Consider the following 23,067-nt stretch of genomic DNA (forward strand, 5'->3'; position numbering starts at 1 on the left):
TTTCGCCGGATGGCGGTTTCACCTAATCAGGCCTACATCATACCGTAGGTCTGATTAGCGTAGCACCATCAGGCATTATTGGGGCTTAAGGCATTTCCGGTGGTGTAATGCCAAAGTGGTTCCATGCCCGCACCGTTGCCATACGTCCGCGCGGGGTACGTTGCAGAAAACCTTGCTGAATCAAATACGGTTCCAGCACGTCCTCAATGGTTTCACGTTCTTCGCCGATTGCCGCCGCCAGGTTATCTAACCCGACCGGACCACCAAAGAATTTATCGATCACGGCCAGCAGCAGCTTGCGGTCCATATAATCGAAGCCTTCCGCATCGACATTGAGCATATCCAGTGCCTGGGCGGCGATATCCGCCGAGATGGTGCCGTCATGCTTCACTTCGGCAAAATCGCGTACCCGACGCAATAAACGGTTGGCAATACGCGGCGTACCACGTGCCCGCCGCGCCACTTCCAGCGCCCCTTCGTCACTCATCTCCAGTCCCATAAAGCGGGCACTGCGTCCAACAATATGCTGAAGATCAGCCACCTGATAGAACTCCAGGCGCTGCACAATCCCAAAACGGTCACGCAACGGAGACGTTAACGAACCCGCACGCGTTGTGGCGCCGATTAGCGTAAACGGCGGCAGATCGATTTTAATTGAACGCGCAGCCGGGCCTTCGCCAATCATGATATCCAGCTGATAGTCTTCCATTGCCGGATACAACACTTCTTCCACCACCGGTGACAGACGATGGATTTCATCGATAAACAACACATCGTGTGGTTCAAGGTTGGTGAGCATTGCCGCCAGATCGCCTGCTTTTTCCAGTACCGGGCCGGACGTAGTGCGCAGGTTGACGCCCATTTCATTGGCAACAATATTGGCAAGCGTGGTTTTACCGAGACCCGGAGGACCAAAAATCAGCAGGTGATCGAGGGCATCGCCGCGCAGCTTCGCCGCCTGGATAAAAATCTCCATTTGCGAACGCACCTGCGGCTGACCAATGTACTCTTCCAGCAATTTAGGGCGGATCGCACGATCCACCAGATCTTCAGGGGTCGTGCTGACAGCCGAAATCAGACGGTCTGCTTCAATCATCCTCTACCTCACAGCGCAGCGCGAAGCGCTTCACGAATCAGGGTTTCACTGCTGGCATCAGGGCGGGCAATTTTGCTTACCATGCGGCTGGCTTCCTGTGGTTTATAGCCTAACGCTACCAGCGCAGCAACCGCTTCCTGCTCGGCATCATCGGTTACCGGACTGGCAGGTGATGTCAGCACCAGATCTGCCGCCGGGGTAAAGAGATCGCCATGCAGTCCTTTAAAGCGGTCTTTCATTTCGACGATCAATCGCTCCGCCGTTTTCTTACCGATACCCGGTAGTTTGACCAGCGCCCCCAGTTCTTCACGTTCTACGGCATTGACAAACTGCTGCGCTGACATGCCGGAGAGGATCGCCAGCGCCAGCTTCGGCCCCACGCCGTTGGTTTTAATTAGCTCTTTAAACAGCGTGCGCTCCTGCTTATTGTTAAAGCCATACAGCAGCTGTGCGTCTTCGCGCACCACAAAATGCGTGAAGATGATCGCTTCCTGCCCGGCTTCCGGCAGCTCGTAGAAACAGGTCATCGGCATATGCACTTCATAGCCTACCCCGCCCGTTTCCAGAAGGACCAGTGGGGGTTGTTTTTCAAGAATGATGCCTCTGAGTCTGCCTATCACATGACGCTCCTGCGTTAAGGGCTAAAAGGTAATGCGCTATCATAAAAAAAGGCTGGATAGATATCCAGCCTCATTTGTCACTAACGTAACCTACCGCGCGCTAAATTCAACCTCGACTCACTCATTTGCATGGCGTTCTGGCTGACATGGCAGTGGGTAATGGCAATCGCCAGCGCATCCGCAGCATCCGCCTGCGGGTTAGCCGGGAGTTTGAGCAGCGTACGCACCATGTGCTGTACCTGGCTTTTTTCTGCGCTGCCGATACCGACGACGGTCTGTTTAACCTGTCGGGCAGCATACTCAAACACCGGAAGATCCTGATTGGTCGCAGCAACAATCGCTACGCCGCGCGCCTGTCCCAGCTTCAGCGCCGAATCGGCATTTTTCGCCATAAAGACCTGCTCGATGGCAAAATAATCCGGCTGGAACTGAGTGATGATTTCCGTCACCCCCGCGTATATTAATTTCAGCCGTGACGGGAGATCGTCAACTTTGGTGCGAATACAACCACTGCCGAGGTAGGTCAACTGTCTGCCGACCTGACGGATTACGCCATAACCGGTAATGCGCGACCCCGGATCAATGCCGAGAATAATAGACATCACGCATCTCCTGTTATTTTATGGCTTAACCACATCATTCTAACGTAGCTGCAACCTCATCGGAGATTTCGCCGTTGTGGTAAACTTCCTGCACGTCATCGCAATCTTCCAGCATATCGATCAGACGCATCAGTTTCGGCGCTGTTTCTGCATCCATATCCGCTTTGGTGGATGGGATCATAGAAACTTCAGCCGCGTCCGCTTTCAGACCTGCCGCTTCCAGCGCATCACGAACTTTACCCATCTCTTCCCACGCGGTGTATACGTCAATCGCGCCGTCGTCGAAGGTTACAACATCTTCAGCACCGGCTTCCAGTGCCGCTTCCATGATGGCGTCTTCGTCGCCTTGCTCAAAGGAGATCACGCCTTTCTTGCTGAACAGGTATGCGACGGAACCGTCGGTACCGAGGTTGCCGCCTGTTTTAGTGAATGCGTGGCGCACTTCTGCAACGGTACGGTTACGGTTGTCAGACAGACATTCAATCATCACGGCTGTACCGCCAGGACCGTAACCTTCATAGATGATGGTTTCCATGTTGGAATCTTCATCACCACCCACACCGCGCGCGATTGCACGGTTCAGAGTGTCACGAGTCATGTTGTTTGCCAGCGCTTTATCAACCGCTGCGCGCAGACGTGGGTTGGCATCCGGATCGCCACCACCCAATTTAGCCGCCGTCACCAGCTCACGAATGATTTTGGTGAAGATCTTACCGCGCTTAGCATCCTGCGCTGCTTTACGATGTCTGGTGTTGGCCCATTTACTATGACCTGCCATAAATAATCTCTCCAAAAAGCGCGCCTTCTCAGGCGACGTTAATTACAAACTCTTCAATCGCCTGCCGGTTACTCCACGACTTGGTTAACTGTGCAGCCTCGTGCGCATTAACCCAACGGTAGGTCAAATGTTCGGTGAACACGATCTCTCGTTCAGTGGGCAGTGCCAGGCAAAACCAGGACTCCGTATTACGTACAATTCCTGGCGCATAGCGATGACGTAAATGACTAAAAATCTCAAACTCCACCGTGCGCAGGCAGTCAATTAAGGTCAGCTGCTCACGCGCAACATCAATGGCGACCTCTTCCTTTACTTCACGCAGGGCGGCTTGCGACGCGGTTTCACCTTCTTCAAGGCTGCCGGTGACCGACTGCCAAAAATCAGGATCGTCGCGTCGCTGTAACATCAGCACTCTCCCGGTGTCCTTTGCATAAATCACGACTAACACCGAGACAGGCTGTTTATATGCCATATCAGTTATTCTCGGCCTTCTTAACAACCTGAATACTCAGTTCCGCCAGCGCAGCTTCGTTGGCCAGGCTCGGCGCTTCGGTCATCAGACACGCGGCAGCCGTCGTTTTCGGGAAAGCAATAACGTCACGGATGTTATCAGTACCGGTCAGCAGCATGGTCAGACGATCCAGACCAAACGCCAGGCCCGCGTGCGGCGGCGTACCGTATTTTAACGCATCGAGCAGGAAGCCGAATTTCTCGCGCTGCTCTTGTTCGTTGATACCCAGAATACCGAATACGGTCTGCTGCATATCACCGTTATGGATACGTACAGAACCACCGCCTACTTCGTAGCCGTTGATAACCATATCGTACGCATTGGCAACCGCATCTTCGGGCGCAGCTTTCAGCTCAGCCGCCGTCATGTCTTTCGGCGAGGTGAACGGGTGGTGCATCGCGGTCAGACCGCCTTCACCATCGTCTTCAAACATTGGGAAGTCGATAACCCACAACGGCGCCCATTTGGATTCGTCGGTCAGGTTCAGGTCTTTACCCAGTTTGAGGCGCAGAGCCCCCATCGCGTCGGCAACCACTTTCTTGTTGTCGGCACCGAAGAAGATCATATCGCCGTCTTGTGCGCCAGTACGTTCCAGAATGGCTTCAATGATTTCAGCATTCAGGAACTTGGCCACCGGGCTGGTTACCCCTTCCAGACCTTTCGCACGCTCGGTGACTTTAATGTATGCCAGACCTTTCGCGCCGTAGATCTTAATGAAGTTACCGTAATCGTCGATCTGCTTACGGCTAAGTGCAGCGCCGCCAGGTACGCGCAGAGCCGCTACACGCCCTTTCGGATCGTTAGCCGGGCCAGAGAACACGGCGAATTCAACAGATTTCAGCAAATCAGCAACGTCCACCAGCTCCATCGGGTTACGCAGATCCGGCTTATCGGAACCGTAGCGACGCTCAGCTTCAGCAAAGGTCATGATCGGGAAATCGCCCAGGTCCACACCTTTTACTTCCAGCCACAGATTACGCACCAGCGCTTCCATCACTTCACGCACCTGCGGTGCGGTCATGAAGGAGGTCTCAACATCGATCTGAGTAAATTCAGGCTGGCGGTCAGCACGTAAGTCTTCGTCACGGAAGCATTTTACGATCTGGTAGTAACGGTCGAAGCCAGACATCATCAGCAGCTGTTTGAACAACTGAGGAGACTGTGGCAGCGCGTAGAATTTACCTTTATGTACGCGAGACGGTACCAGGTAGTCACGCGCACCTTCTGGCGTCGCTTTCGTCAGCATCGGCGTTTCGATGTCGAGGAAGCCATGGTCGTCCATAAAACGACGCACCAGACTGGTAATTTTGGCACGCGTTTTCAGGCGCTGCGCCATTTCAGGGCGACGCAGATCGAGGTAGCGATACTTCAGACGAGCTTCTTCAGTATTTACGTGGTTAGAGTCGAGCGGCAGTGAATCTGAACGGTTGATAATGACCAGATCGGAGGCCAGCACTTCAATTTCGCCAGTCGCCATATCGGCGTTGACGTTTTTCGCATCACGCGCACGCACGGTGCCCGTAACCTGGATGCAGAACTCATTACGCAGTTCGGAGGCCAGCTTTAACGCGTCCGCACGGTCCGGATCGAAAAATACCTGCACGATACCTTCGCGGTCGCGCATATCGATAAAGATCAGGCTACCAAGATCACGACGACGGTTGACCCAACCACACAGAGTCACCTGCTGCCCCTCGTGGGACAGACGTAGCTGTCCGCAATATTCTGTACGCATGAGATATCCCTTAACTTTGCCGCAGGCGGATTGTCACCTGCCCGGCAGATGACGAAGTCGCAGCTTTAGCTGAATGTCACAACTGAATGAAAAAAGGCGGCTATTATACTGGAAATTCTGCCGCACGATAAGAGCCTACTGGGATAGACTCTCAGTCCGGTACTGACTGTACGCATGTTTCCTAAGCGGGTATTGCGTAATCTCACAAAAAATAACAAAAATTGTCGCCCCTTTCACACAGATTCGCGATTAAGGTGTAACGGAAATCTTTTTACTGGAGTCACCATGCTGGAACTGAACGCAAAAACAACCGCTCTTGTCGTCATCGATCTACAGGAAGGGATCCTGCCTTTCGCGGGTGGACCTCATTCGGCAAACAACGTGGTCGAGCGCGCCGCACAACTGGCGGAAAAATTCCGTACCAACGGTTCACCGGTGGTGATGGTTCGTGTCGGCTGGTCTGCGGATTATGCCGAAGCGCTAAAACAACCGGTTGATGCTCAGACTCCGGCCAAAGCATTACCCGAAAACTGGTGGGAATACCCGCAAGCGCTGGGAAAATGTGCGACAGACCTGGAGGTCACCAAGCGCCAGTGGGGAGCATTCTACGGTACTGACCTGGAACTGCAATTGCGCCGTCGTGGTATCGACACCATCGTCCTTTGCGGGATCTCCACCAATATCGGCGTCGAGTCCACCGCGCGTAATGCCTGGGAGCTGGGTTTTAGCCTGATCGTTGCCGAAGACGCCTGCAGTGCCGCCAGCGCCGACCAGCATCAGGGCAGCATGACGCATATTTTCCCACGTATTGCCCGTGTACGTCGCGTTGACGAGATCCTGCAAGCGTTATGATCTATATCGGCTTACCTCAGTGGTCACACCCGAAATGGATGCGTCTGGGGATCACCAGCCTTGAAGAGTATGCCCGCCACTTTAACTGCGTGGAGGGCAACACCACGCTGTACGCCCTGCCAAAAGCCGAGATTGTTGCGCGTTGGCATGCACAGACCACCGATGCGTTTCGATTCTGTTTTAAGTTTCCGGCCACCATTTCACATCAGGCTGCGCTGCGTAATTGTGATGACCTGGTACTGGAATTTTTCGCGCGCATGTCGCCGCTGGAATCACGCATTGGACAATACTGGCTGCAATTACCCGCGACTTTTGGCCCGCGTGACCTCCCTGCCCTGTGGCAATTCCTCGATGCCCTCCCTAAAACGTTTACCTACGGTGTCGAGGTTCGTCATCCGGATTTCTTTGCGAAAGGTGAATCAGAGATCCAGTTCAATCGGGGTCTGCATGAACGCGGGATTAATCGGGTCATTTTAGACAGTCGTCCGGTCCATGCCGCGATCCCACACACGGAAGCGATACGCGATGCTCAACGTAAGAAACCGAAGGTCCCGGTCCATGCGGTAGTCACGGCAAACCACCCGATGGTCCGTTTTATCGGTAGTGATAACATGACACAAAATAGGCAGTTCTTTGCCGCCTGGCTGGAAAAGTTGCCACTCTGGCAACAGACCACCACGCCATATCTGTTTTTGCACACGCCGGATATCGCACAGGCTCCTGAGCTGGTAGACACGCTATGGGCAGATTTACGTAGTGCCCTGCCAGAGATCGGATCAGCGCCCTCGATTCCACAGCAATCTTCTCTTTTCTGAAAATGCCACCTATCATAGTCAATGCCAGCAGCCATTTTAAAAGGGAGTTTGTATGGTAAGCGCGCTTTATGCCGTCCTGGGTGCGTTATTGTTAATAAAGTTCTCCTTTGACGTCGTTCGCCTGCGCATGCAATATCGCGTTGCCTATGGTGATGGCGGCTTTAGTGAGCTGCAAAGCGCCATCCGCATTCACGGTAATGCAGTGGAATATATTCCCGTTGCATTAGTGCTGCTGCTTTTTATGGAAATGAACGGCGCAGAAACGTGGATGGTGCATATTTGCGGGCTGATGTTGATTGCCGGGCGACTGATGCATTATTACGGATTCCACCACCGGCTTTTCCGCTGGCGCCGTTCCGGCATGAGCGCCACCTGGTGTTCACTGTTGCTCATGGTGCTGGCGAATCTTTGGTATATGCCCTGGGAGTTGGTTTTCTCCCTGCATTAGCGCACAATACGCCACTTTATTTTTCCCGGATTTTTACGTTATGTCTCACCGCGACACGCTTTTTTCTGCGCCTATCGCCAGTCTGGGTGACTGGACCTTTGATGAACGGGTAGCTGAAGTCTTCCCGGATATGATCCAGCGTTCCGTTCCGGGCTACTCCAACATCATTTCGATGATTGGTATGCTGGCCGAACGTTTCGTGCAACCCAACACGCAGGTCTACGATCTGGGCTGTTCTCTGGGCGCGGCGACGCTCTCGGTGCGTCGCAATATTCATCATGAGAATTGCAAAATTATTGCCGTCGATAACTCCCCGGCCATGGTTGAGCGCTGCCGTCGTCACATCGATGCCTATAAAGCCCCCACGCCTGTTGACGTGGTCGAAGGCGATATTCGCAACATAACTATCGAAAACGCCTCGATGGTGGTGCTGAATTTTACCCTGCAATTCCTTGAACCACCTGAGCGCCAGGCATTGTTGGATAAGATTTATCAGGGGTTAAACCCCGGCGGTGCATTGGTGCTGTCAGAGAAGTTCAGCTTCGAAGATGCCAAAGTTGGCGAACTGCTGTTCAACATGCACCACGACTTCAAACGCGCCAATGGCTATAGCGAACTGGAAATCAGCCAGAAGCGCAGCATGCTGGAAAACGTGATGCTCACCGATTCGGTCGAAACGCATAAAGCGCGACTGCATCAGGCAGGTTTTGAGCACAGTGAACTGTGGTTCCAGTGCTTCAACTTTGGTTCTCTGGTGGCATTGAAAGCTGAGGCTAGCGCATGATCGACTTTGGTAACTTTTATCAGCTGATTGCCAAAAACCATCTTTCCCATTGGCTGGAAACGCTGCCAGCGCAAATCGCGACCTGGCAGCGCGATCAGCACGGCTTGTTTAAGCAGTGGTCGAATGCCGTCGAGTTTCTGCCGGAACTGACGCCGCATCGTCTGGATTTACTGCATAGCGTGACTGCCGAAAGCGAGGAGCCGCTCAGCGAAGGGCAGATCAAACGGATTGATACGCTGATGCGTCATCTCATGCCGTGGCGCAAAGGTCCATATTCGCTGTACGGCGTCAATATTGATACCGAATGGCGTTCCGACTGGAAGTGGGATCGCGTTCTGCCGCATTTATCCGATCTGACCGGGCGTACCATTCTCGACGTGGGCTGCGGCAGCGGATACCACATGTGGCGCATGATTGGCGCGGGGGCACATCTGGCCGTCGGTATCGATCCTACGCAGCTGTTCCTGTGTCAGTTTGAAGCGGTGCGTAAACTGCTGGGCAATGACCAGCGCGCACATCTGTTGCCGTTGGGTATTGAGCAGCTTCCGGCGCTCAACGCCTTTGATACCGTATTCTCCATGGGTGTGCTTTATCACCGCCGTTCGCCGCTGGAACATCTCTGGCAGTTGAAAGATCAACTGGTAAAAGACGGAGAGCTGGTGCTGGAAACGCTGGTGGTCGAAGGTGATGAAAATACCGTTCTGGTACCAGGCGATCGCTACGCGCAAATGCGTAATGTCTACTTTATTCCGTCTGCGCTGGCGTTAAAAAACTGGCTGGAAAAATGCGGATTTGTCGATGTTCGTATCGCCGACGTGTGTGTGACCACTACCGAAGAACAGCGTCGCACCGAATGGATGATAACCGAATCGCTGGCCGATTTCCTCGCCCCGAACGACCACAGCAAAACGATCGAAGGCTACCCCGCCCCACTGCGTGCGGTATTGATTGCGCGTAAGCCGTGATGGTTTGCCCGGTGGCGCTACGCTTACCGAGCAGTAGGCCTGATAAGGCATCGCCGCCATCAGGCATAATAAGGATAAAAAAAGGCCCCTGTTGAAATTGCAGGGGCCTGGTACGAGCAAGCATCATATTGGGCGACATGATGCAACGGTAAAAATCAGCTGGCCTGGTGGTGCGCAATGATTGCCTTCATTTCAGCAACCGCCGCCCCGTCTACCGCATAGCGTGAATACTCATCCGCCTGCGAATCCGAAGACATCGACAACCCCGAATTGCGATACCGCATGGGTGAAGCCAGCCATACTCCGGCAGAACTGTGGACTTCCTGCACTCCGGCATTAAGGAACAGGGACAAATTCGCGGCGCGACCCCCCGCTCCGGCCATAATGATTGGAGCATCTGCCTGCGCAATAAGTTCCATTATTTTTGTTAAACCTTGCGCTGCATCTGATTTTTGCCCGGAAGTCAGCACTCTGGCGACACCTAAATCGGACAATTTATTCAGCGCATTTAATGGGTTGGCACACATATCGAAGGCCCGATGAAACGTGACATTTAGCGGGCCCGCAGCAACCATTATTTTTTCCATACGTGGCATATCGACATTCCCGTCCACATCGAGAATGCCGGTCACCAGCCCTGAAAAACCCAAATCTCTGACCATCGCGATATCATCAAGCATCGCGGCAAATTCACCGTCGGTGTAACAAAAATCGCCCCCACGCGGACGGATAATGGGATTAACGGGAATAGAGACATGCTGGCGTACAGAGCGCAACACCCCCAGCGACGGCGTTAAGCCTCCTTCTTTAGGCGCTGAACAAAGCTCAATGCGATCCGCACCGTTTTGCTGCGCGGTGCGTGCGCACTCCATGCTGTAACAGCAGATTTCCAGTAATGCCATCACTCACTCCTGTTGCTCGCTTGCGACAATCGCTTCAATTGACCACGGATGAAATTTGAGGGTGACGCAGCCATCACTGACCGCCAGCGTCGGATTCGGTAAACGCTCACGCTCTCCTTTTGGCGAGCTGGTTTTCACGAAAATCCCCGGCTGACTCAATCCTTCATCAGAAAGCAGCGCCAGCGCTCGTGCATTCAACGTCTCCACGTCACCCGGCAGTACTATTTCCACATGTTCCCAGCCTTCATGCGGATAGCGTTTTTCGCCCGGCCATGGCAGTTCTACGATCGTAAATTGCCAGTGTTGCACACAAACGGGTTCATCAAGCTTGAACAAGCAAATCGGTCGGCCATTAATGATATTTTCTGACAACAATTCGCCACACTGTTCAAAACCACGACGCCAGCGCTCTGCGGTGGTATTTTGATGACAGCGCAGAGAAATGTGATCGGCTTCAAGCGATGAGACATCCAGCCCAAGTCGAGTGGAAAGATCCGTTAACGCCTGAATGAAATGCGGTAAATCTGCGGAAATATCATGCAGTTCTGCAACTGCTTGCCAGTTCGCCATAATGAAAGCTCATATCCTTGTTCAAAGCGGCTAATTTACCCTGTTGCGCTGCCCCAACCAACAGCTGATTTTCTTAAGCGCGATATGAATAATTATACGTAATAACAATGTTTATATTTCAGGCTGCTGGCGGTACTCGCAATGCTGACGGCAACGGGCATTTGCAGTATACTCCCGCCCTTAATTCTTAAACTGGTGCGGTCAATTTTAAGCCGCTTCATAAATGTAAGGTATTCCGGTGAATATTCAGGCTCTTCTCTCAGAAAAAGTCAGTCAGGCCATGATTGCTGCAGGCGCGCCTGCAGATTGCGAACCGCAGGTTCGTCAGTCAGCAAAAGTACAGTTCGGCGACTATCAGGCCAACGGCATGATGGCTGTCGCGAAAAAACTGGGTATGGCCCCGCGACAACTGGCTGAGCAGGTGCTGACTCATCTGGATCTCAACGGGATCGCCAGCAAAGTTGAAATTGCAGGCCCGGGCTTTATCAACATTTTTCTCGATCCGGCATTTCTGGCGCAACACGTTCAGCAGGCGCTGGCCTCCGATCGTCTGGGCGTCACCCAACCGGCTAAACAAACCGTTGTGGTTGACTACTCCGCACCTAACGTCGCGAAAGAAATGCACGTGGGTCACCTGCGTTCCACCATCATCGGTGACGCTGCGGTGCGTACGCTGGAGTTCCTTGGCCACAATGTTATCCGCGCTAACCACGTCGGCGACTGGGGCACTCAGTTCGGGATGCTCATCGCATGGCTGGAAAAACAGCAGCAGGAAAATGCCGGCGAGATGGCGCTGGCCGATCTGGAAGGTTTCTACCGTGATGCGAAAAAACATTACGACGAAGATGAAGCTTTCGCAGAACGCGCCCGTAGCTATGTTGTGAAGCTGCAAGGCGGCGATGAGTACTTCCGTGAAATGTGGCGCAAGCTGGTCGACATTACCATGTCGCAAAACCAGTTAACCTACGATCGCCTGAACGTCACCCTGACCCGTGACGACGTCATGGGTGAAAGCCTGTACAACCCAATGCTGCCTGGCATTGTGGCCGATCTCAAAGCGAAAGGCCTGGCTGTTGAAAGCGAAGGCGCTACCGTCGTATTCCTTGATGAGTATAAGAACAAGGAAGGCGAACCGATGGGCGTTATCATTCAGAAGAAAGATGGCGGCTATCTCTACACCACGACCGACATCGCCTGCGCCAAGTATCGTTATGAAACGCTGCATGCCGATCGCGTACTGTATTACATCGACTCCCGTCAGCATCAGCACTTAATGCAGGCCTGGACCATCGTGCGTAAAGCCGGCTATGTGCCGGACTCCGTACCGCTGGAACACCATATGTTCGGTATGATGCTGGGTAAAGACGGTAAGCCGTTCAAAACGCGCGCTGGCGGCACGGTTAAACTGGCCGATCTGCTGGATGAAGCACTGGAACGTGCGCGTCGTCTGGTGGCAGAGAAGAACCCGGACATGTCTGCTGATGAGCTGGAAAAACTGGCGAATGCCGTTGGTATCGGCGCGGTTAAATATGCGGATCTGTCGAAAAACCGTACCACCGACTACATCTTCGACTGGGACAACATGCTGGCATTCGAAGGCAATACCGCGCCGTACATGCAGTATGCTTACACCCGAGTCCTGTCAGTGTTCCGCAAAGCAGACATCGACGAAAGCGCGCTGGCAAATGCGCAGGTGATTATCAACGAAGATCGCGAGGCCCAACTGGCTGCGCGTCTGCTGCAGTTTGAAGAAACGCTGACCGTTGTGGCACGTGAAGGTACGCCGCACGTGATGTGTGCTTACCTGTACGACGTTGCCGGTCTGTTCTCTGGCTTCTACGAACACTGCCCTATCCTTAGCGCTGAAAACGAAGAAATTCGTAACAGCCGCCTGAAACTGGCGCAACTGACGGCGAAAACCCTGAAGCTGGGTCTGGATACGCTGGGTATCGAAACCGTAGAACGCATGTAATCACCTCGAGTGATGTGAAAGCCTGCGCTATGTCGTGGGCTTTTTTATTTTCCCGAATGACCTCCCTCGTAGGCCTGATAAGCGAAGCGCCATCAGGCGGTCAGGCGCACCTTGCCGGATGGCGGCGTAAACGCCTTATCCGGCCTACGAGAAACGACTACGTTCACTGTAATTTGTAACAACTCACAAGGAATGACACATTTCCGTAGAGGGATGGAACATTTTTTGCCTGTCATCCCGTTTACGCCTCCGTATCATTAGGCGGCGAATTAATCGGGTACGGGTCAATGACATTCAGAGATTTTGAGGCGGAAGAAAAACTTTTCCAGCGGCGTGTAATGGTGGCCTTTGGCCTGGTCGTCATCTGTTTTGGCATCCTGATTTATAACCTCTATAACTTACAAATCCGTCAACACCAGTATTACACCACCCGATCGGATGCAAACGACATCAAAATGCTGCCCGTCGCCCCAACGCGCGGTATCATTTATGATCGCAACGGTATCCCGCTGGTACGAAATGTCACCTGGTACGACATTTCTGTTACGCCTTATAAAATCAGCGATATGGACGCCCTGCTGAAGCAACTCACACCGATTGTTGACCTCACCCCAGATGATATTGACCAGTTTCGCCATGAGCTGAAGGCCAGTAGCCGCTATCGCCCGGTGGTGCTAAAAAATGCGCTAACCGATGTAGAAATTGCCCGTTTTTCTGTGAATCAGTTCCATTTCAGCGGTGTGACCATCAATAGCTACGAAGATCGCCAGTATCCTTATGGGGCGGCGCTGGCACATGTACTTGGCTACGTATCAAAAATCAACGATAGCGATCTGAAAGCACTGGATAAAAAAGGGCTGGCAGAGAACTACGCCGCCGATCACAACATTGGTAAACAAGGCATTGAGCACTACTACGAGAATGATCTGCACGGCAAAACGGGTTATCAGGAAGTGGAAGTTGATAATCACGGGCGTATTGTACGTTTGATTAAAGACGTCCCCCCTGTCGCCGGCAAAGATATCCATCTGACGCTGGATTTACACTTGCAGGAATACATTGAAAGCCTGCTGGTGGGCCAACGCGCCGCGGTGTTGGTGGAAGATCCCCATGATGGCTCCGTGCTGGCAATGGTCTCAAATCCCAGCTATGACCCCAACCCGTTTGTCAAAGGCATCAGCTACCAGGACTACAACACGCTGTTGCAGGATAAAAACCTGCCATTAATTAACCGCGTCACCCAGGGGTTATATCCTCCTGCCTCAACGGTAAAACCGTACATGGCGATGTCAGCCTTACTGGACGGTGTGATCACGCCGCAGACCAGCTTCTTCGGCGCGGCCACCTGGACGCTCCCCGGCACCGAGCGACATTACCGCGACTGGAAAAAAACGGGTCACGGTATGCTGGATGTCACCAAAGCGATTGAAGAGTCTGCTGACACGTTCTTTTATCAGGTCGCGTATATGATGGGAATTGACCGGATTAACAGCATGCTCGGCCAGTTTGGCTATGGCAAACCGACCGGCATCGATCTTGATGAGGAGTATAACGGCCTGCTCCCGAGTCGCGAATGGAAGCAGAAAGTGCATAAAAAAGCCTGGTATCAGGGAGATACCATTTCGGTTGGCATCGGTCAGGGCTACTGGATTGCCACGCCGATCCAGATGGTAAAAGCCATGGTCGCGCTGATTAACAACGGCAAGGTTATTGCCCCTCACCTGCTACTTGATGAAGAGAGCGGGAAAGCCATCACGCCGTATCAGGCTCCCGAAGCACCCACACAAATTGCTTCGGCTTCATCACCCTATTGGGGACTGGTGCGTCAGGCGATGTTCGGCATGGCGAATGCACCAAACGGTACCGGGTATAAATTTTTCCATACGGCACCTTATGGCATCGCGGCCAAAAGCGGGACATCACAGGTCTTTAGCCTGAAAGAAAACCAGACTTACAATGCGAAGATGATCCCCATACGCCTGCGCGACCACGTATTCTATACCGCGTTTGCGCCGTATAAGAACCCAAAAGTCGCCATCGCATTAATTCTGGAAAACGGCGGCAGCGACGGGGTTACCGCCGCGCCGGTCATGCGCCAAATCATGGATCATCTGTTTGCGCCGCCCGGGCAACCCGATGCCGCAGAACAACCAGATCCGGTCAGTACAGCATCAGCGGGAGACACGATTAATAGTACTTACGCAAATATTCGGTAAGGCACAGCATTGCCATAGCCTGCCCGTAAGGCATAGAGGTGAGAGGGATGTTGTGGTAGAAATCGAGATTGTGCCCCATGCCGGTGCCAAACGAGGTATGCAGCAATTCACCTTCCGGTGAAATATGTTGCACAATACCTCTGATGGCTTTTTCGGCTACTGCTGCATAGTCTTGTCCGACATAGCGTTTACGTACCGCCTTGAGGATCCCATAAGCAAATCCGGCGGTAGCCGATGCTTCCAGATATGACTGCGGGTCGTCCAGCAAGGTGTGCCACAGCCCACTTTCATCCTGGCATTCCGCCAGGGCTGCAATTTGCGCATTCAGAACCTGCACCAGATAGCGATGCACGGCGTTGTTTGCCGGCAAATTCAGTAGTTCAAGGAAGTCCGGGATTACAATCGTAAGCCAACTATTACCCCGCGCCCAGCGGGCGTTGGCGAAGTTATGCTGCCCCACATAGCTCCAGCCGTGGAACCACAGCCCCGTTTTCTTATCCATCAGATTTTGTACATGCAGCAGAAACTGATACGTGGCCTCTTCGATATACTCAGGGCGATTGAGCAACTTGCCAATTTTCGCCAGCGGTAAAACCGTCATCATCAGCGTGTCATCCCACATCTGCTGATGATTTTCTTCCGCCAGCGTAATGTGCTGCATACCGCCGAAGTCAGTACGCGGCATATCATGCATTGCCCACTCAGCCCAACTGTCAAGCCACGGCAGATACGCCGGATTACGCGTCTCTTCATAGCGATACGCCAGCGTTAAAAACGGTGCCATGGTGTTAACGTTTTTGGTGGTTGCGCCTTCCGCAAAGCGTTCGGCAAACCAGCCGTCGATGATATCGCGCATCGTTGCATCGCCAGTTTGCTGATAATACTGATACATTCCGTACAAGCCGACGCCGTGCGTCCACTCCCATCCGGCCCAGCCTTTGGTATCGATAACACGTCCGTCATCCAGTCGCAGCAAGAACTCGCCCGTTTCATCATGAATATTGACCAGGTTATGCGTCACCTTTTTAATGAGCGTTTTTAATTCATCCCTGGCAATAAAATGTTCTGGTTGACGCAACAATGGACTGTGTTTAACCGGGTAAACAATCATTTCCTTAACCTCTGTCAGTGTCGAATTCAATGCTGCGCCCTGTTCCAGTTTCGGCGCGGCAGGTTTATTACGATTCGGAAAATCCTGTGTGTTGTTACCCTAAAGTGATTCGTCAACATTGGGTATCATTACCGGGTCACAGTAAAAGCTAATCACAGGGGAAGCCTTTTTGTTTCTGCCAGGGGTTTTTGCGAAATGGCAATAGCACAAAGAGTCCGATAACACAGGTCACTAATTTTATAAAACGGCGTTTCTTTTTGATCGGGATGGTCATTCAGAACTGCGAGGTGACCAGCAGTGTCGCCTGCTGGCCGACGTAAAGAAGGGAATTAACGGTAGTTCACAATCACCTGATTGCTCTGAACCTGCAAGGCAGGGATCAGGCGACCGCCACCAGGCACTTCCCAGACGAAGTGCATGGGTTCAATCGCAGGGACATTATTAAAGCCATTGGTGGTACCGCTTTGTCCATCCAGTTCGACGCAACGAGATTGAGAGCATAAGCGCACACGTAACCCCGCAGGCGTAGGCCCATTTAATTCATAGCGCCAGGCGACCAGCGTCATCAGGCCGGAAACCGGCTGGCTGGGAACCAAAGGCGAAGATGAAGCCGACTCCCCACGATAATTTAAGGTAATCCCCATACCGCTTGCCTGCCATGTTCCTTCCCCGGCGGCCTGTACCGCCAGAGGAAAAAGCAACAGCCAAAGAAATTTACGCATTATTTACCTCCAATGGTCGCGGTCATACGGATATGGCGGTTATCGGAAAGCTCCATATTCGACAACACCACCAACTGCGGAATACTGCGGCGTAAAAAACGCGCCAGGAGAGGTCGCAGCGCATGATTCACCAGCAATACTGGCGGCGCACCCAACATTTCCTGACGCGACAGCGCTTCCTGCGTCTGTGCCAGCAGTCGGTCTGCCAGACCAGGTTCAAGGCCCCCACCGCCCTGTAACGCCTGTAACAACAGACGCTCAAGCGGTGTATCGAGTCCGATAACCTGAACTTCCTCGTTACCCGGGAACCACTGTTGAGTAATCGCCCGTCCAAGCGCCACACGCACCACTGCGGTAAGTTCATGCGGATCAGTCTGTAACGGGGCATGTTCCGCCAACGTTTCAAGAATGGTGCGCATATCACGAATAGGGACTTTTTCATCCAGCAGGTTCTGCAGCACTTTGTGCAGTGTGGTCAGCGTGACCACACCCGGCACCAGATCTTCTGTCAGTTTTGGCATTTCTTGTGAAACACGATCCAACAGCTGTTGCGCCTCCTGGCGACCAAACAGCTCTGCGGCAAACTGGCCAATCAGATGGTTCAGGTGTGTGGCAACTACCGTACTGGCTTCAACAACGGTGAAGCCCTGAATTTGCGCCTGCTCTTTTAGCGCGCTTTCAATCCAGATAGCATCCAGACCAAAAGCAGGATCAACCGTTTTCTCCCCTGGCAGCGATCCGGCCGCGGTACCAGGGTTGATAGCCAGCCAGCGCCCTGGGTAAGCATCTCCACTACCAATCTCGACCCCTTTCATCAGAATACGATAGCGGGCAGGTTGCAGATCCATATTGTCGCGAATGTGTACCACTGGCGGCAGGAACCCCATATCCTGGGCAAATTTCTTACGAATGCTGCGAATACGCCCCAGCAATTCGCCGTCCTGTTGGAAGTCCACCATCGGAATCAGGCGATACCCAACCTCCATTCCCAGCGTGTCTTCTAGCTGAACATCACTCCACGTAGCTTCCACTACCGAGTTGTTTTCCGGCATTTTTACCGGCTGAGCTTCTTCTGGTGCTTTTTGCTCGCGTCCGCGCATCCACCAGGCCAGCCCCAGCAATGCCGCGGTAAACATCAGAAACACCAGGTTTGGCATTCCCGGTACCAGCCCCAGTAAACCGAGGACCGCCGCACTAAGCAGCATAACGCTTGGGTTGCTGAACAACTGGGTGACCATCTGTTCACCCACGTCCTGATCGGTACTCACGCGGGTTACAATAACCCCCGCCGCCGTTGAGATAACCAACGCAGGGATCTGAGCTACCAGCCCGTCACCGATGGTCAGCAGAGTATAGCTTTCTGCTGCGCTGCCCATGCTCATACCGTGCTGCAACACCCCAACCAGCAAGCCGCCCACCACGTTGATGACCATGATCAGAATACCGGCGATGGCATCCCCACGAACAAATTTACTCGCACCGTCCATGGAGCCATAAAAATCAGCTTCCTGTGTCACTTCAGAACGGCGTTTTTTGGCTTCATCTTCACCAATCAATCCCGCATTCAAATCGGCGTCAATCGCCATCTGCTTACCTGGCATCCCATCCAGCACGAAGCGCGCACCCACTTCAGCGATACGTCCCGCACCTTTGGTGATAACCATAAAGTTAATGATGACGAGAATGACGAAGACCACGATACCGATGGCAAAGTTACCGCCGACCAGGAAGTGACCAAAGGCTTCCACCACCTTACCTGCCGCCGCTGCACCGGTATGTCCTTCCATCAAAATGATACGCGTTGACGCGACGTTCAATGCCAGGCGCAGCAAGGTGGTGAACAGCAGAATCGTTGGGAATGCGGCGAATTCAAGCGTGCGCTGAGTGAACATCGCCACCAACAGCACCATGATCGACAGCGCAATGTTAAAGGTGAACAGTAAATCGAGGATGAAGGCCGGAAGCGGCAACACCATCATCGACAGGATCAGCAGAATGAGGATCGGCCCGGCAAGAATTTGCCATTGCGTGGATTTCAGGTTGCCGGGCAGACGCAGCATCGCGACCAGATTAGCCATCAGTATTCTTCTCGTTCATAAAATCCAGCGCTTCAGGCACCGGAAGGTTTCCAGGTTGTGGTGGCGGCGTGCCGCCAGCCAGACGCCAGCGTTTTAGCTGCCATACCCATGCCAACACTTCGGCAACGGCGGCATACAATTGGCCAGGTATTTGCTGACCGATCTCAGCATGGCGATATAACGCACGAGCCAGCGGCGGAGCTTCTAACGTTGGGACACGGTGCTCCGCGCCAATCTCTCGAATACGCAATGCCACCAGCCCGGCCCCTTTAGCCACAACTTTTGGCGCGCTCATTTTGTTTTCGTCGTACTGCAAGGCAACCGAATAGTGCGTCGGGTTGGTCACAATAACATCCGCCTTCGGCACATCCTCCATCATCCGGCGCTGTGCGGCCGCACGCTGCATCTGACGAATTTTGCCCTTAACGTGCGGGTCACCTTCGCTTTCTTTAAATTCATCACGGATATCCTGACGCGACATCCGCAGTTTTTTCACGTGGCTATAAATCTGGAAAAAGACGTCAAATCCCACCATCGGAATGACGCCAAGCACCACCAGTAATGCGCACATACCAACTAAATCCAGCGCATTTCCCATCGCCGTAATCGGGGATTCGGCCATCAGGCGCATCATCTCCGGCCAGTTATGCCAGAGATAGAAGCCCGCCACGCTACCCACCAACGTGGATTTCAATATGGCTTTGAGCAGCTCCGCCCCGGTTTGCGCCGAGAACATACGCTTAATACCCGGTAACGGATTCAGCTTTGAGAATTTGGGTTGCAGCGATTTACCGCTGAAGATCAAGCCGCCAAGCATCACCGGGGAGATCAATGCCACCAGCACAACCCCGGTAATCAGCGGCAACAACGCAATCATGGCGTCTTTAATCAACAGAATGATTTGACTCAGGATCAGGTTAGGGTCATTGACCATACTGTGGTCAAAGCGTAATCCGGTTGACAGCATGCCTGCCAACCTACGGGCGAGCGACTCTCCACCAATCCAGATAATGCACACGCCCACCAGCAAAATAAGCAGTGAGGTTAGCTCCTTGGATCGGGGTATCTGCCCTTCTTCCCGTGCTTTTTCAAGTCGGTGGGGTGTGGGGGCTTCTGTTTTGTCGTCGTCGCTTTCTTCTGCCACGCATCAGACCCTGGATAGAGATATAGGCGTGAATAATGCCAGAACAGCCATGCAACAATGGGGAGAGTAAGCGGTAAAAAAGACGGGATTTATGGCTTTAACGCCAATTGCCGATGAATAACATGTAAGCCGGATGAGAAGTTTCCTTCGGCATCCGGCAAATACACATCAGAAACCGAGGCTATCCAGCAGGTCGTCAACCTGATCCTGGCTTGCCACTACGCCGGCTTTGGAGGTGTCAACCTGCGGACCGTTCAGCAAGCTTTCGTTTTCACGTTTTGGACGAGCGCCCTGCTCCGGAATGTTTTCCAGCAGCACCATCAGCAGTTGACGCTCAATTTCCTGGATAACATCCATCATGCGCTTGATCACCTGACCGGTGAGATCCTGGAAATCCTGCGCCATCATGATGTCCAGCAATTGGGCATTGGTAAAGCTGGTATGGCCGGGGACATCACCAAGGAACTGGCGGGTATCAGTGACCAGTTCACGGGCATCGGACAGTTCAATCGGATTTTCGAACCATTCATCCCAGCGTTTGGTCAGGTCTTTTGCCCCTTTTTCCATGGCGTCCTGGTGCGGCTGTGAAGCTTCTACGCTGTTTAGCGCACGCTCTGCCGCCTGTGCAGTCATCTGTACAACGTAGTCCAGGCGATCGCGCGCGTCGGGAATGGCTTCCGCCGCTTCGGCAATGGCCTGATCCAGCCCCAGTTCACGCAGGCTGTCGCGCAGCATTCGGGTTAAACTACCGATGCGCGCAATGATGTCCCCTGCTGAGTGTTCGTCAACAGGTTTAATTTGTGGTTGCATCATCATCACATCCTCACATGCCCAGTTTCTCAAAGATCTTATTGAGTTTTTCTTCCAGCGTCGCCGCGGTGAACGGTTTTACAACATAACCACTGGCACCCGCTTGTGCTGCCGCGATAATGTTTTCTTTCTTCGCTTCTGCCGTCACCATCAGCACCGGCAGGGCAGACATGCTGCCGTCAGCACGAATGGTTTTCAGCAGTTCAAGACCGTCCATGTTAGGCATGTTCCAGTCGGAAATCACAAATCCGAATCCCCCTGCCTGCAGTTTGTTCAACGCGTCCACGCCATCTTCAGCTTCTTCAACGTTGTTAAATCCTAGTTCCTTCAGCAGGTTACGCACAATGCGACGCATGGTGGAAAAGTCATCCACAACCAAAAACCTAAGCTCTTTATCCGCCATAAAAATAAACTCCTGATTCAAATACGTATTGCCTGTCCGGCACTGATTTTCGCCAGCATTTGCTGGCTTACCTGGCTAAGATCGACCACTTCGCTTACGCCACCCATATTGATGGCCTCGCGCGGCATGCCGAACACCACACAACTTGCTTCATTTTGCGCAATGGTCCAGGCACCAGCCTGGTTCATCGCTAACATTCCGGCTGCCCCATCGTTGCCCATACCGGTCAGGATCACCCCGACGGCATTGCGCCCCGCATGTTTCGCCACCGAATGGAACAGCACATCCACTGAAGGCCGATGCCGGTTAACCGGCGGGCCATCATGAATTTTGATCTGGTAGTTCGCCCCGCTACGCGCCAGTTCCATATGCTTGTCGCCAGGCGCGATATACGCATGCCCAGGAAGCACACGTTCTCCGTCTTCAGCCTCTTTCACAGTTATCTGACACAGTTTGTTCAGACGTTCGGCGAACGAACGGGTAAATCCTGGCGGCATATGCTGGGTAATAAGAATACCGGGACTTGAAAGCGGCAATGGCTGGAGTACATGACGAATTGCCTCTGTTCCTCCGGTTGAGGCACCAATCACCAGCAGTTTTTCCGAACTGAGTAACGGCCCCGCCTTCAAGGTCGCTGGCGCTGCCGTGGGTTTGTGGGCGGCCAGTTTTGCGCGCGATGCAGTGCGGATTTTCTCCGCAATCATCTCGCTATATGCCAGCATTCCTTCGCGAATCCCCAGCTGAGGTTTGGTGACAAAGTCAATCGCCCCCAGTTCCAGGGCCCGCAGCGTGACCTCAGAACCTTTGCCTGTCAGCGAAGAGACCATCACCACGGGCATCGGACGCAGACGCATCAGCTTTTCAAGAAAATCGAGACCGTCCATGCGCGGCATTTCAACATCCAGCGTCAGAACGTCGGGATTAAATTTTTTGATGAGATCCCGCGCAACCAAAGGATCAGGCGCTGTCGCAACCATCTCCATATCGCTGTGGCTGTTAATAATCTCGGTCATGATTTGACGCATCAATGCAGAATCATCAACCGACAATACCCTGATTTTACTCATGCTTTATCCTTACCTAGCGCATACACCGTCTGCCCGCGCAGGCTAAACTCGCGCACGAGGTTGCTAAAGTTTTCTGAATGACCGGCAAACAGCAGTCCGTCAGGTTTAAGGAGTGGAACAAAACGGTGCAAAATGTCCTGCTGAGTCGTTTTGTCAAAATAGATCATGACGTTACGACAGAATATGGCGTCGAACGGGCCTGGCACGTTGTATTTTTTGTCCAGTAAATTCACGCTGGAAAACTCAACATGGCTTGCCAGTTCCTGCCGTACGCGCACCAGCCCTTCATGAGGCCCGGTACCGCGCATGAAATAACGTTGCAGCTGTTGTGGCGACAACGTCTTTAGCTCGTCAAGACGGTAAATACCGCTTCTTGCCTTTTCCAACACCTCAGTATCAATGTCGCTGGCAAAAACACGCCAGCGACCCGGCGCCATACCCAGGGTATCGGCCAGCGTAATCGCAATACTGTAAGGTTCTTCTCCGGTAGACGCTGCCGCGCTCCAGACGCGATATTCACCGCTGCGTCGACTGGCGTGGTCAGACAGCACCGGAAAGTGATGCCCTTCGCGAAAAAAAGCGGTCAGGTTGGTGGTCAGGGAGTTAATAAAAGCCTGCCACTCAGCACTGTTCTGGTTAGCTTCCAGCATGCTGAGATAGCGACCGAAATCATCCAGTCCCAGGGTCCGTAACCGGCGAACCAGGCGGTTATAGACCATGTCCCGCTTGTGGTCGGCCAGCACGATCCCCGCGCGCTGGTAGATTAATTGACATATCCGACGAAAATGCGCGTCAGACAGCGCGAGGCGCTGTGTCATCTGTAACAATAATGACGTTTGCCCGGAGGGCAGAGATGATGTCATAGC

General features: G+C 53.1%; 23 protein-coding genes. 7 read left to right on the forward strand and 16 right to left on the reverse strand.

Going from position 1 to position 23,067, the window contains the following annotated elements; all coding sequences use genetic code 11:
• Positions 1-85: 85 nt before the first annotated feature.
• The 6 genes from ruvB to aspS all read right to left on the reverse strand — a co-directional run bounded on the left by ruvB (position 86) and on the right by aspS (position 5,342).
• Positions 86-1,096, reverse strand: a complete 1,011-nt coding sequence (gene ruvB, locus OGX91_RS23270) for a Holliday junction branch migration DNA helicase RuvB (RefSeq protein WP_005120696.1) — start codon at positions 1,094-1,096, stop codon at positions 86-88.
• 8 nt (positions 1,097-1,104) lie between these two features.
• Positions 1,105-1,716: a Holliday junction branch migration protein RuvA gene (gene ruvA / locus OGX91_RS23275; RefSeq protein ID WP_005120694.1), complete on the reverse strand. Its 612-nt coding sequence runs from the start codon at positions 1,714-1,716 to the stop codon at positions 1,105-1,107.
• An 80-nt stretch (positions 1,717-1,796) separates the two neighbouring features.
• Entirely contained in the window at positions 1,797-2,318 is a 522-nt protein-coding gene (gene ruvC / locus OGX91_RS23280; protein ID WP_003034867.1) for a crossover junction endodeoxyribonuclease RuvC, read from the reverse strand.
• Positions 2,319-2,352: 34 nt separating this feature from the next.
• The gene (locus OGX91_RS23285; RefSeq protein WP_003833836.1) at positions 2,353-3,096 is read right to left on the reverse strand and encodes a YebC/PmpR family DNA-binding transcriptional regulator; all 744 of its coding nucleotides are present in this window, start codon (positions 3,094-3,096) and stop codon (positions 2,353-2,355) included.
• Between the two features lie 28 nt (positions 3,097-3,124).
• Positions 3,125-3,568 carry a dihydroneopterin triphosphate diphosphatase gene (gene nudB / locus OGX91_RS23290; RefSeq protein WP_286627428.1) on the reverse strand — a complete coding sequence of 148 codons (444 nt, stop codon included), beginning with the start codon at positions 3,566-3,568 and terminating at the stop codon, positions 3,125-3,127.
• A gap of 1 nt (position 3,569) precedes the next feature.
• Entirely contained in the window at positions 3,570-5,342 is a 1,773-nt protein-coding gene (gene aspS / locus OGX91_RS23295; protein ID WP_061068079.1) for an aspartate--tRNA ligase, read from the reverse strand.
• Positions 5,343-5,627: 285 nt separating this feature from the next.
• Here aspS and OGX91_RS23300 point away from each other — a divergent pair, with 285 nt between their 5' ends.
• From OGX91_RS23300 to cmoB, 5 genes are read left to right on the forward strand one after another with little or no spacing between them, the layout of a single operon-like run.
• Positions 5,628-6,194 carry a hydrolase gene (locus OGX91_RS23300; protein WP_005120683.1) on the forward strand — a complete coding sequence of 189 codons (567 nt, stop codon included), beginning with the start codon at positions 5,628-5,630 and terminating at the stop codon, positions 6,192-6,194.
• The gene (locus OGX91_RS23305; RefSeq protein ID WP_286627429.1) at positions 6,191-7,009 is read left to right on the forward strand and encodes a DUF72 domain-containing protein; all 819 of its coding nucleotides are present in this window, start codon (positions 6,191-6,193) and stop codon (positions 7,007-7,009) included. The genes OGX91_RS23300 and OGX91_RS23305 overlap by 4 nt, the downstream gene beginning before the upstream one ends.
• A gap of 52 nt (positions 7,010-7,061) precedes the next feature.
• Positions 7,062-7,457 carry an MAPEG family protein gene (locus OGX91_RS23310; RefSeq protein ID WP_003833847.1) on the forward strand — a complete coding sequence of 132 codons (396 nt, stop codon included), beginning with the start codon at positions 7,062-7,064 and terminating at the stop codon, positions 7,455-7,457.
• Between the two features lie 40 nt (positions 7,458-7,497).
• Positions 7,498-8,241 (forward strand): carboxy-S-adenosyl-L-methionine synthase CmoA, encoded by a 744-nt coding sequence (gene cmoA, locus OGX91_RS23315; RefSeq protein WP_005127669.1) that lies wholly within the window; start codon positions 7,498-7,500, stop codon positions 8,239-8,241.
• Complete coding sequence (cmoB, locus tag OGX91_RS23320; RefSeq protein ID WP_286627430.1) at positions 8,238-9,206, forward strand: tRNA 5-methoxyuridine(34)/uridine 5-oxyacetic acid(34) synthase CmoB; 969 nt, start codon at positions 8,238-8,240, stop codon at positions 9,204-9,206. Before cmoA ends, cmoB begins: the two co-directional genes overlap by 4 nt.
• A gap of 155 nt (positions 9,207-9,361) precedes the next feature.
• Here cmoB and cutC read toward each other — a convergent pair whose 3' ends face one another.
• Together cutC and OGX91_RS23330 are read right to left on the reverse strand one after the other, a co-directional pair.
• Entirely contained in the window at positions 9,362-10,108 is a 747-nt protein-coding gene (gene cutC, locus OGX91_RS23325) for a copper homeostasis protein CutC (RefSeq protein ID WP_286627431.1), read from the reverse strand.
• Between the two features lie 3 nt (positions 10,109-10,111).
• On the reverse strand, positions 10,112-10,678 hold the full coding sequence (locus OGX91_RS23330) for a VOC family protein (RefSeq protein WP_005127672.1): 567 nt from the start codon (positions 10,676-10,678) through the stop codon (positions 10,112-10,114).
• 238 nt (positions 10,679-10,916) lie between these two features.
• Between OGX91_RS23330 and argS the strand changes: the two genes are divergently transcribed.
• Together argS and mrdA2 are read left to right on the forward strand one after the other, a co-directional pair.
• Positions 10,917-12,650 carry an arginine--tRNA ligase gene (gene argS, locus OGX91_RS23335; protein WP_005127674.1) on the forward strand — a complete coding sequence of 578 codons (1,734 nt, stop codon included), beginning with the start codon at positions 10,917-10,919 and terminating at the stop codon, positions 12,648-12,650.
• 287 nt (positions 12,651-12,937) lie between these two features.
• Positions 12,938-14,866: a peptidoglycan DD-transpeptidase MrdA2 gene (gene mrdA2, locus OGX91_RS23340; protein WP_286627432.1), complete on the forward strand. Its 1,929-nt coding sequence runs from the start codon at positions 12,938-12,940 to the stop codon at positions 14,864-14,866.
• Here mrdA2 and bglB read toward each other — a convergent pair.
• The 8 genes from bglB to cheR form a co-directional block, all read right to left on the reverse strand.
• On the reverse strand, positions 14,838-15,977 hold the full coding sequence (gene bglB / locus OGX91_RS23345) for a beta-galactosidase BglB (RefSeq protein WP_005127676.1): 1,140 nt from the start codon (positions 15,975-15,977) through the stop codon (positions 14,838-14,840). The two genes, mrdA2 and bglB, sit on opposite strands and share 29 nt — an antisense overlap.
• A 329-nt stretch (positions 15,978-16,306) precedes the next feature.
• Positions 16,307-16,699: a flagellar protein FlhE gene (gene flhE, locus OGX91_RS23350; RefSeq protein WP_005127678.1), complete on the reverse strand. Its 393-nt coding sequence runs from the start codon at positions 16,697-16,699 to the stop codon at positions 16,307-16,309.
• Complete coding sequence (gene flhA / locus OGX91_RS23355; RefSeq protein ID WP_005127679.1) at positions 16,699-18,777, reverse strand: flagellar biosynthesis protein FlhA; 2,079 nt, start codon at positions 18,775-18,777, stop codon at positions 16,699-16,701. The genes flhE and flhA overlap by 1 nt, the downstream gene beginning before the upstream one ends.
• A complete protein-coding gene (flhB, locus tag OGX91_RS23360; protein WP_005127680.1) occupies positions 18,770-19,921 on the reverse strand; it encodes a flagellar biosynthesis protein FlhB in 1,152 nt (383 codons plus the stop codon). Before flhB ends, flhA begins: the two co-directional genes overlap by 8 nt.
• 168 nt (positions 19,922-20,089) lie before the next feature.
• A complete protein-coding gene (gene cheZ, locus OGX91_RS23365; RefSeq protein ID WP_040232409.1) occupies positions 20,090-20,734 on the reverse strand; it encodes a protein phosphatase CheZ in 645 nt (214 codons plus the stop codon).
• A gap of 10 nt (positions 20,735-20,744) precedes the next feature.
• Positions 20,745-21,134, reverse strand: coding sequence for a chemotaxis response regulator CheY (gene cheY / locus OGX91_RS23370; RefSeq protein WP_005127682.1), 390 nt, complete (start codon positions 21,132-21,134; stop codon positions 20,745-20,747).
• Between the two features lie 17 nt (positions 21,135-21,151).
• Positions 21,152-22,201, reverse strand: coding sequence for a protein-glutamate methylesterase/protein-glutamine glutaminase (locus tag OGX91_RS23375; protein WP_005127683.1), 1,050 nt, complete (start codon positions 22,199-22,201; stop codon positions 21,152-21,154).
• Positions 22,198-23,064 carry a protein-glutamate O-methyltransferase CheR gene (gene cheR / locus OGX91_RS23380; RefSeq protein WP_005127684.1) on the reverse strand — a complete coding sequence of 289 codons (867 nt, stop codon included), beginning with the start codon at positions 23,062-23,064 and terminating at the stop codon, positions 22,198-22,200. Before cheR ends, OGX91_RS23375 begins: the two co-directional genes overlap by 4 nt.
• Positions 23,065-23,067: the final 3 nt, after the last annotated feature.

Origin of the sequence: Citrobacter sp. Cpa228, assembly GCF_030333085.1 — a bacterium.
Lineage (GTDB): Bacteria > Pseudomonadota > Gammaproteobacteria > Enterobacterales > Enterobacteriaceae > Citrobacter > Citrobacter pasteurii.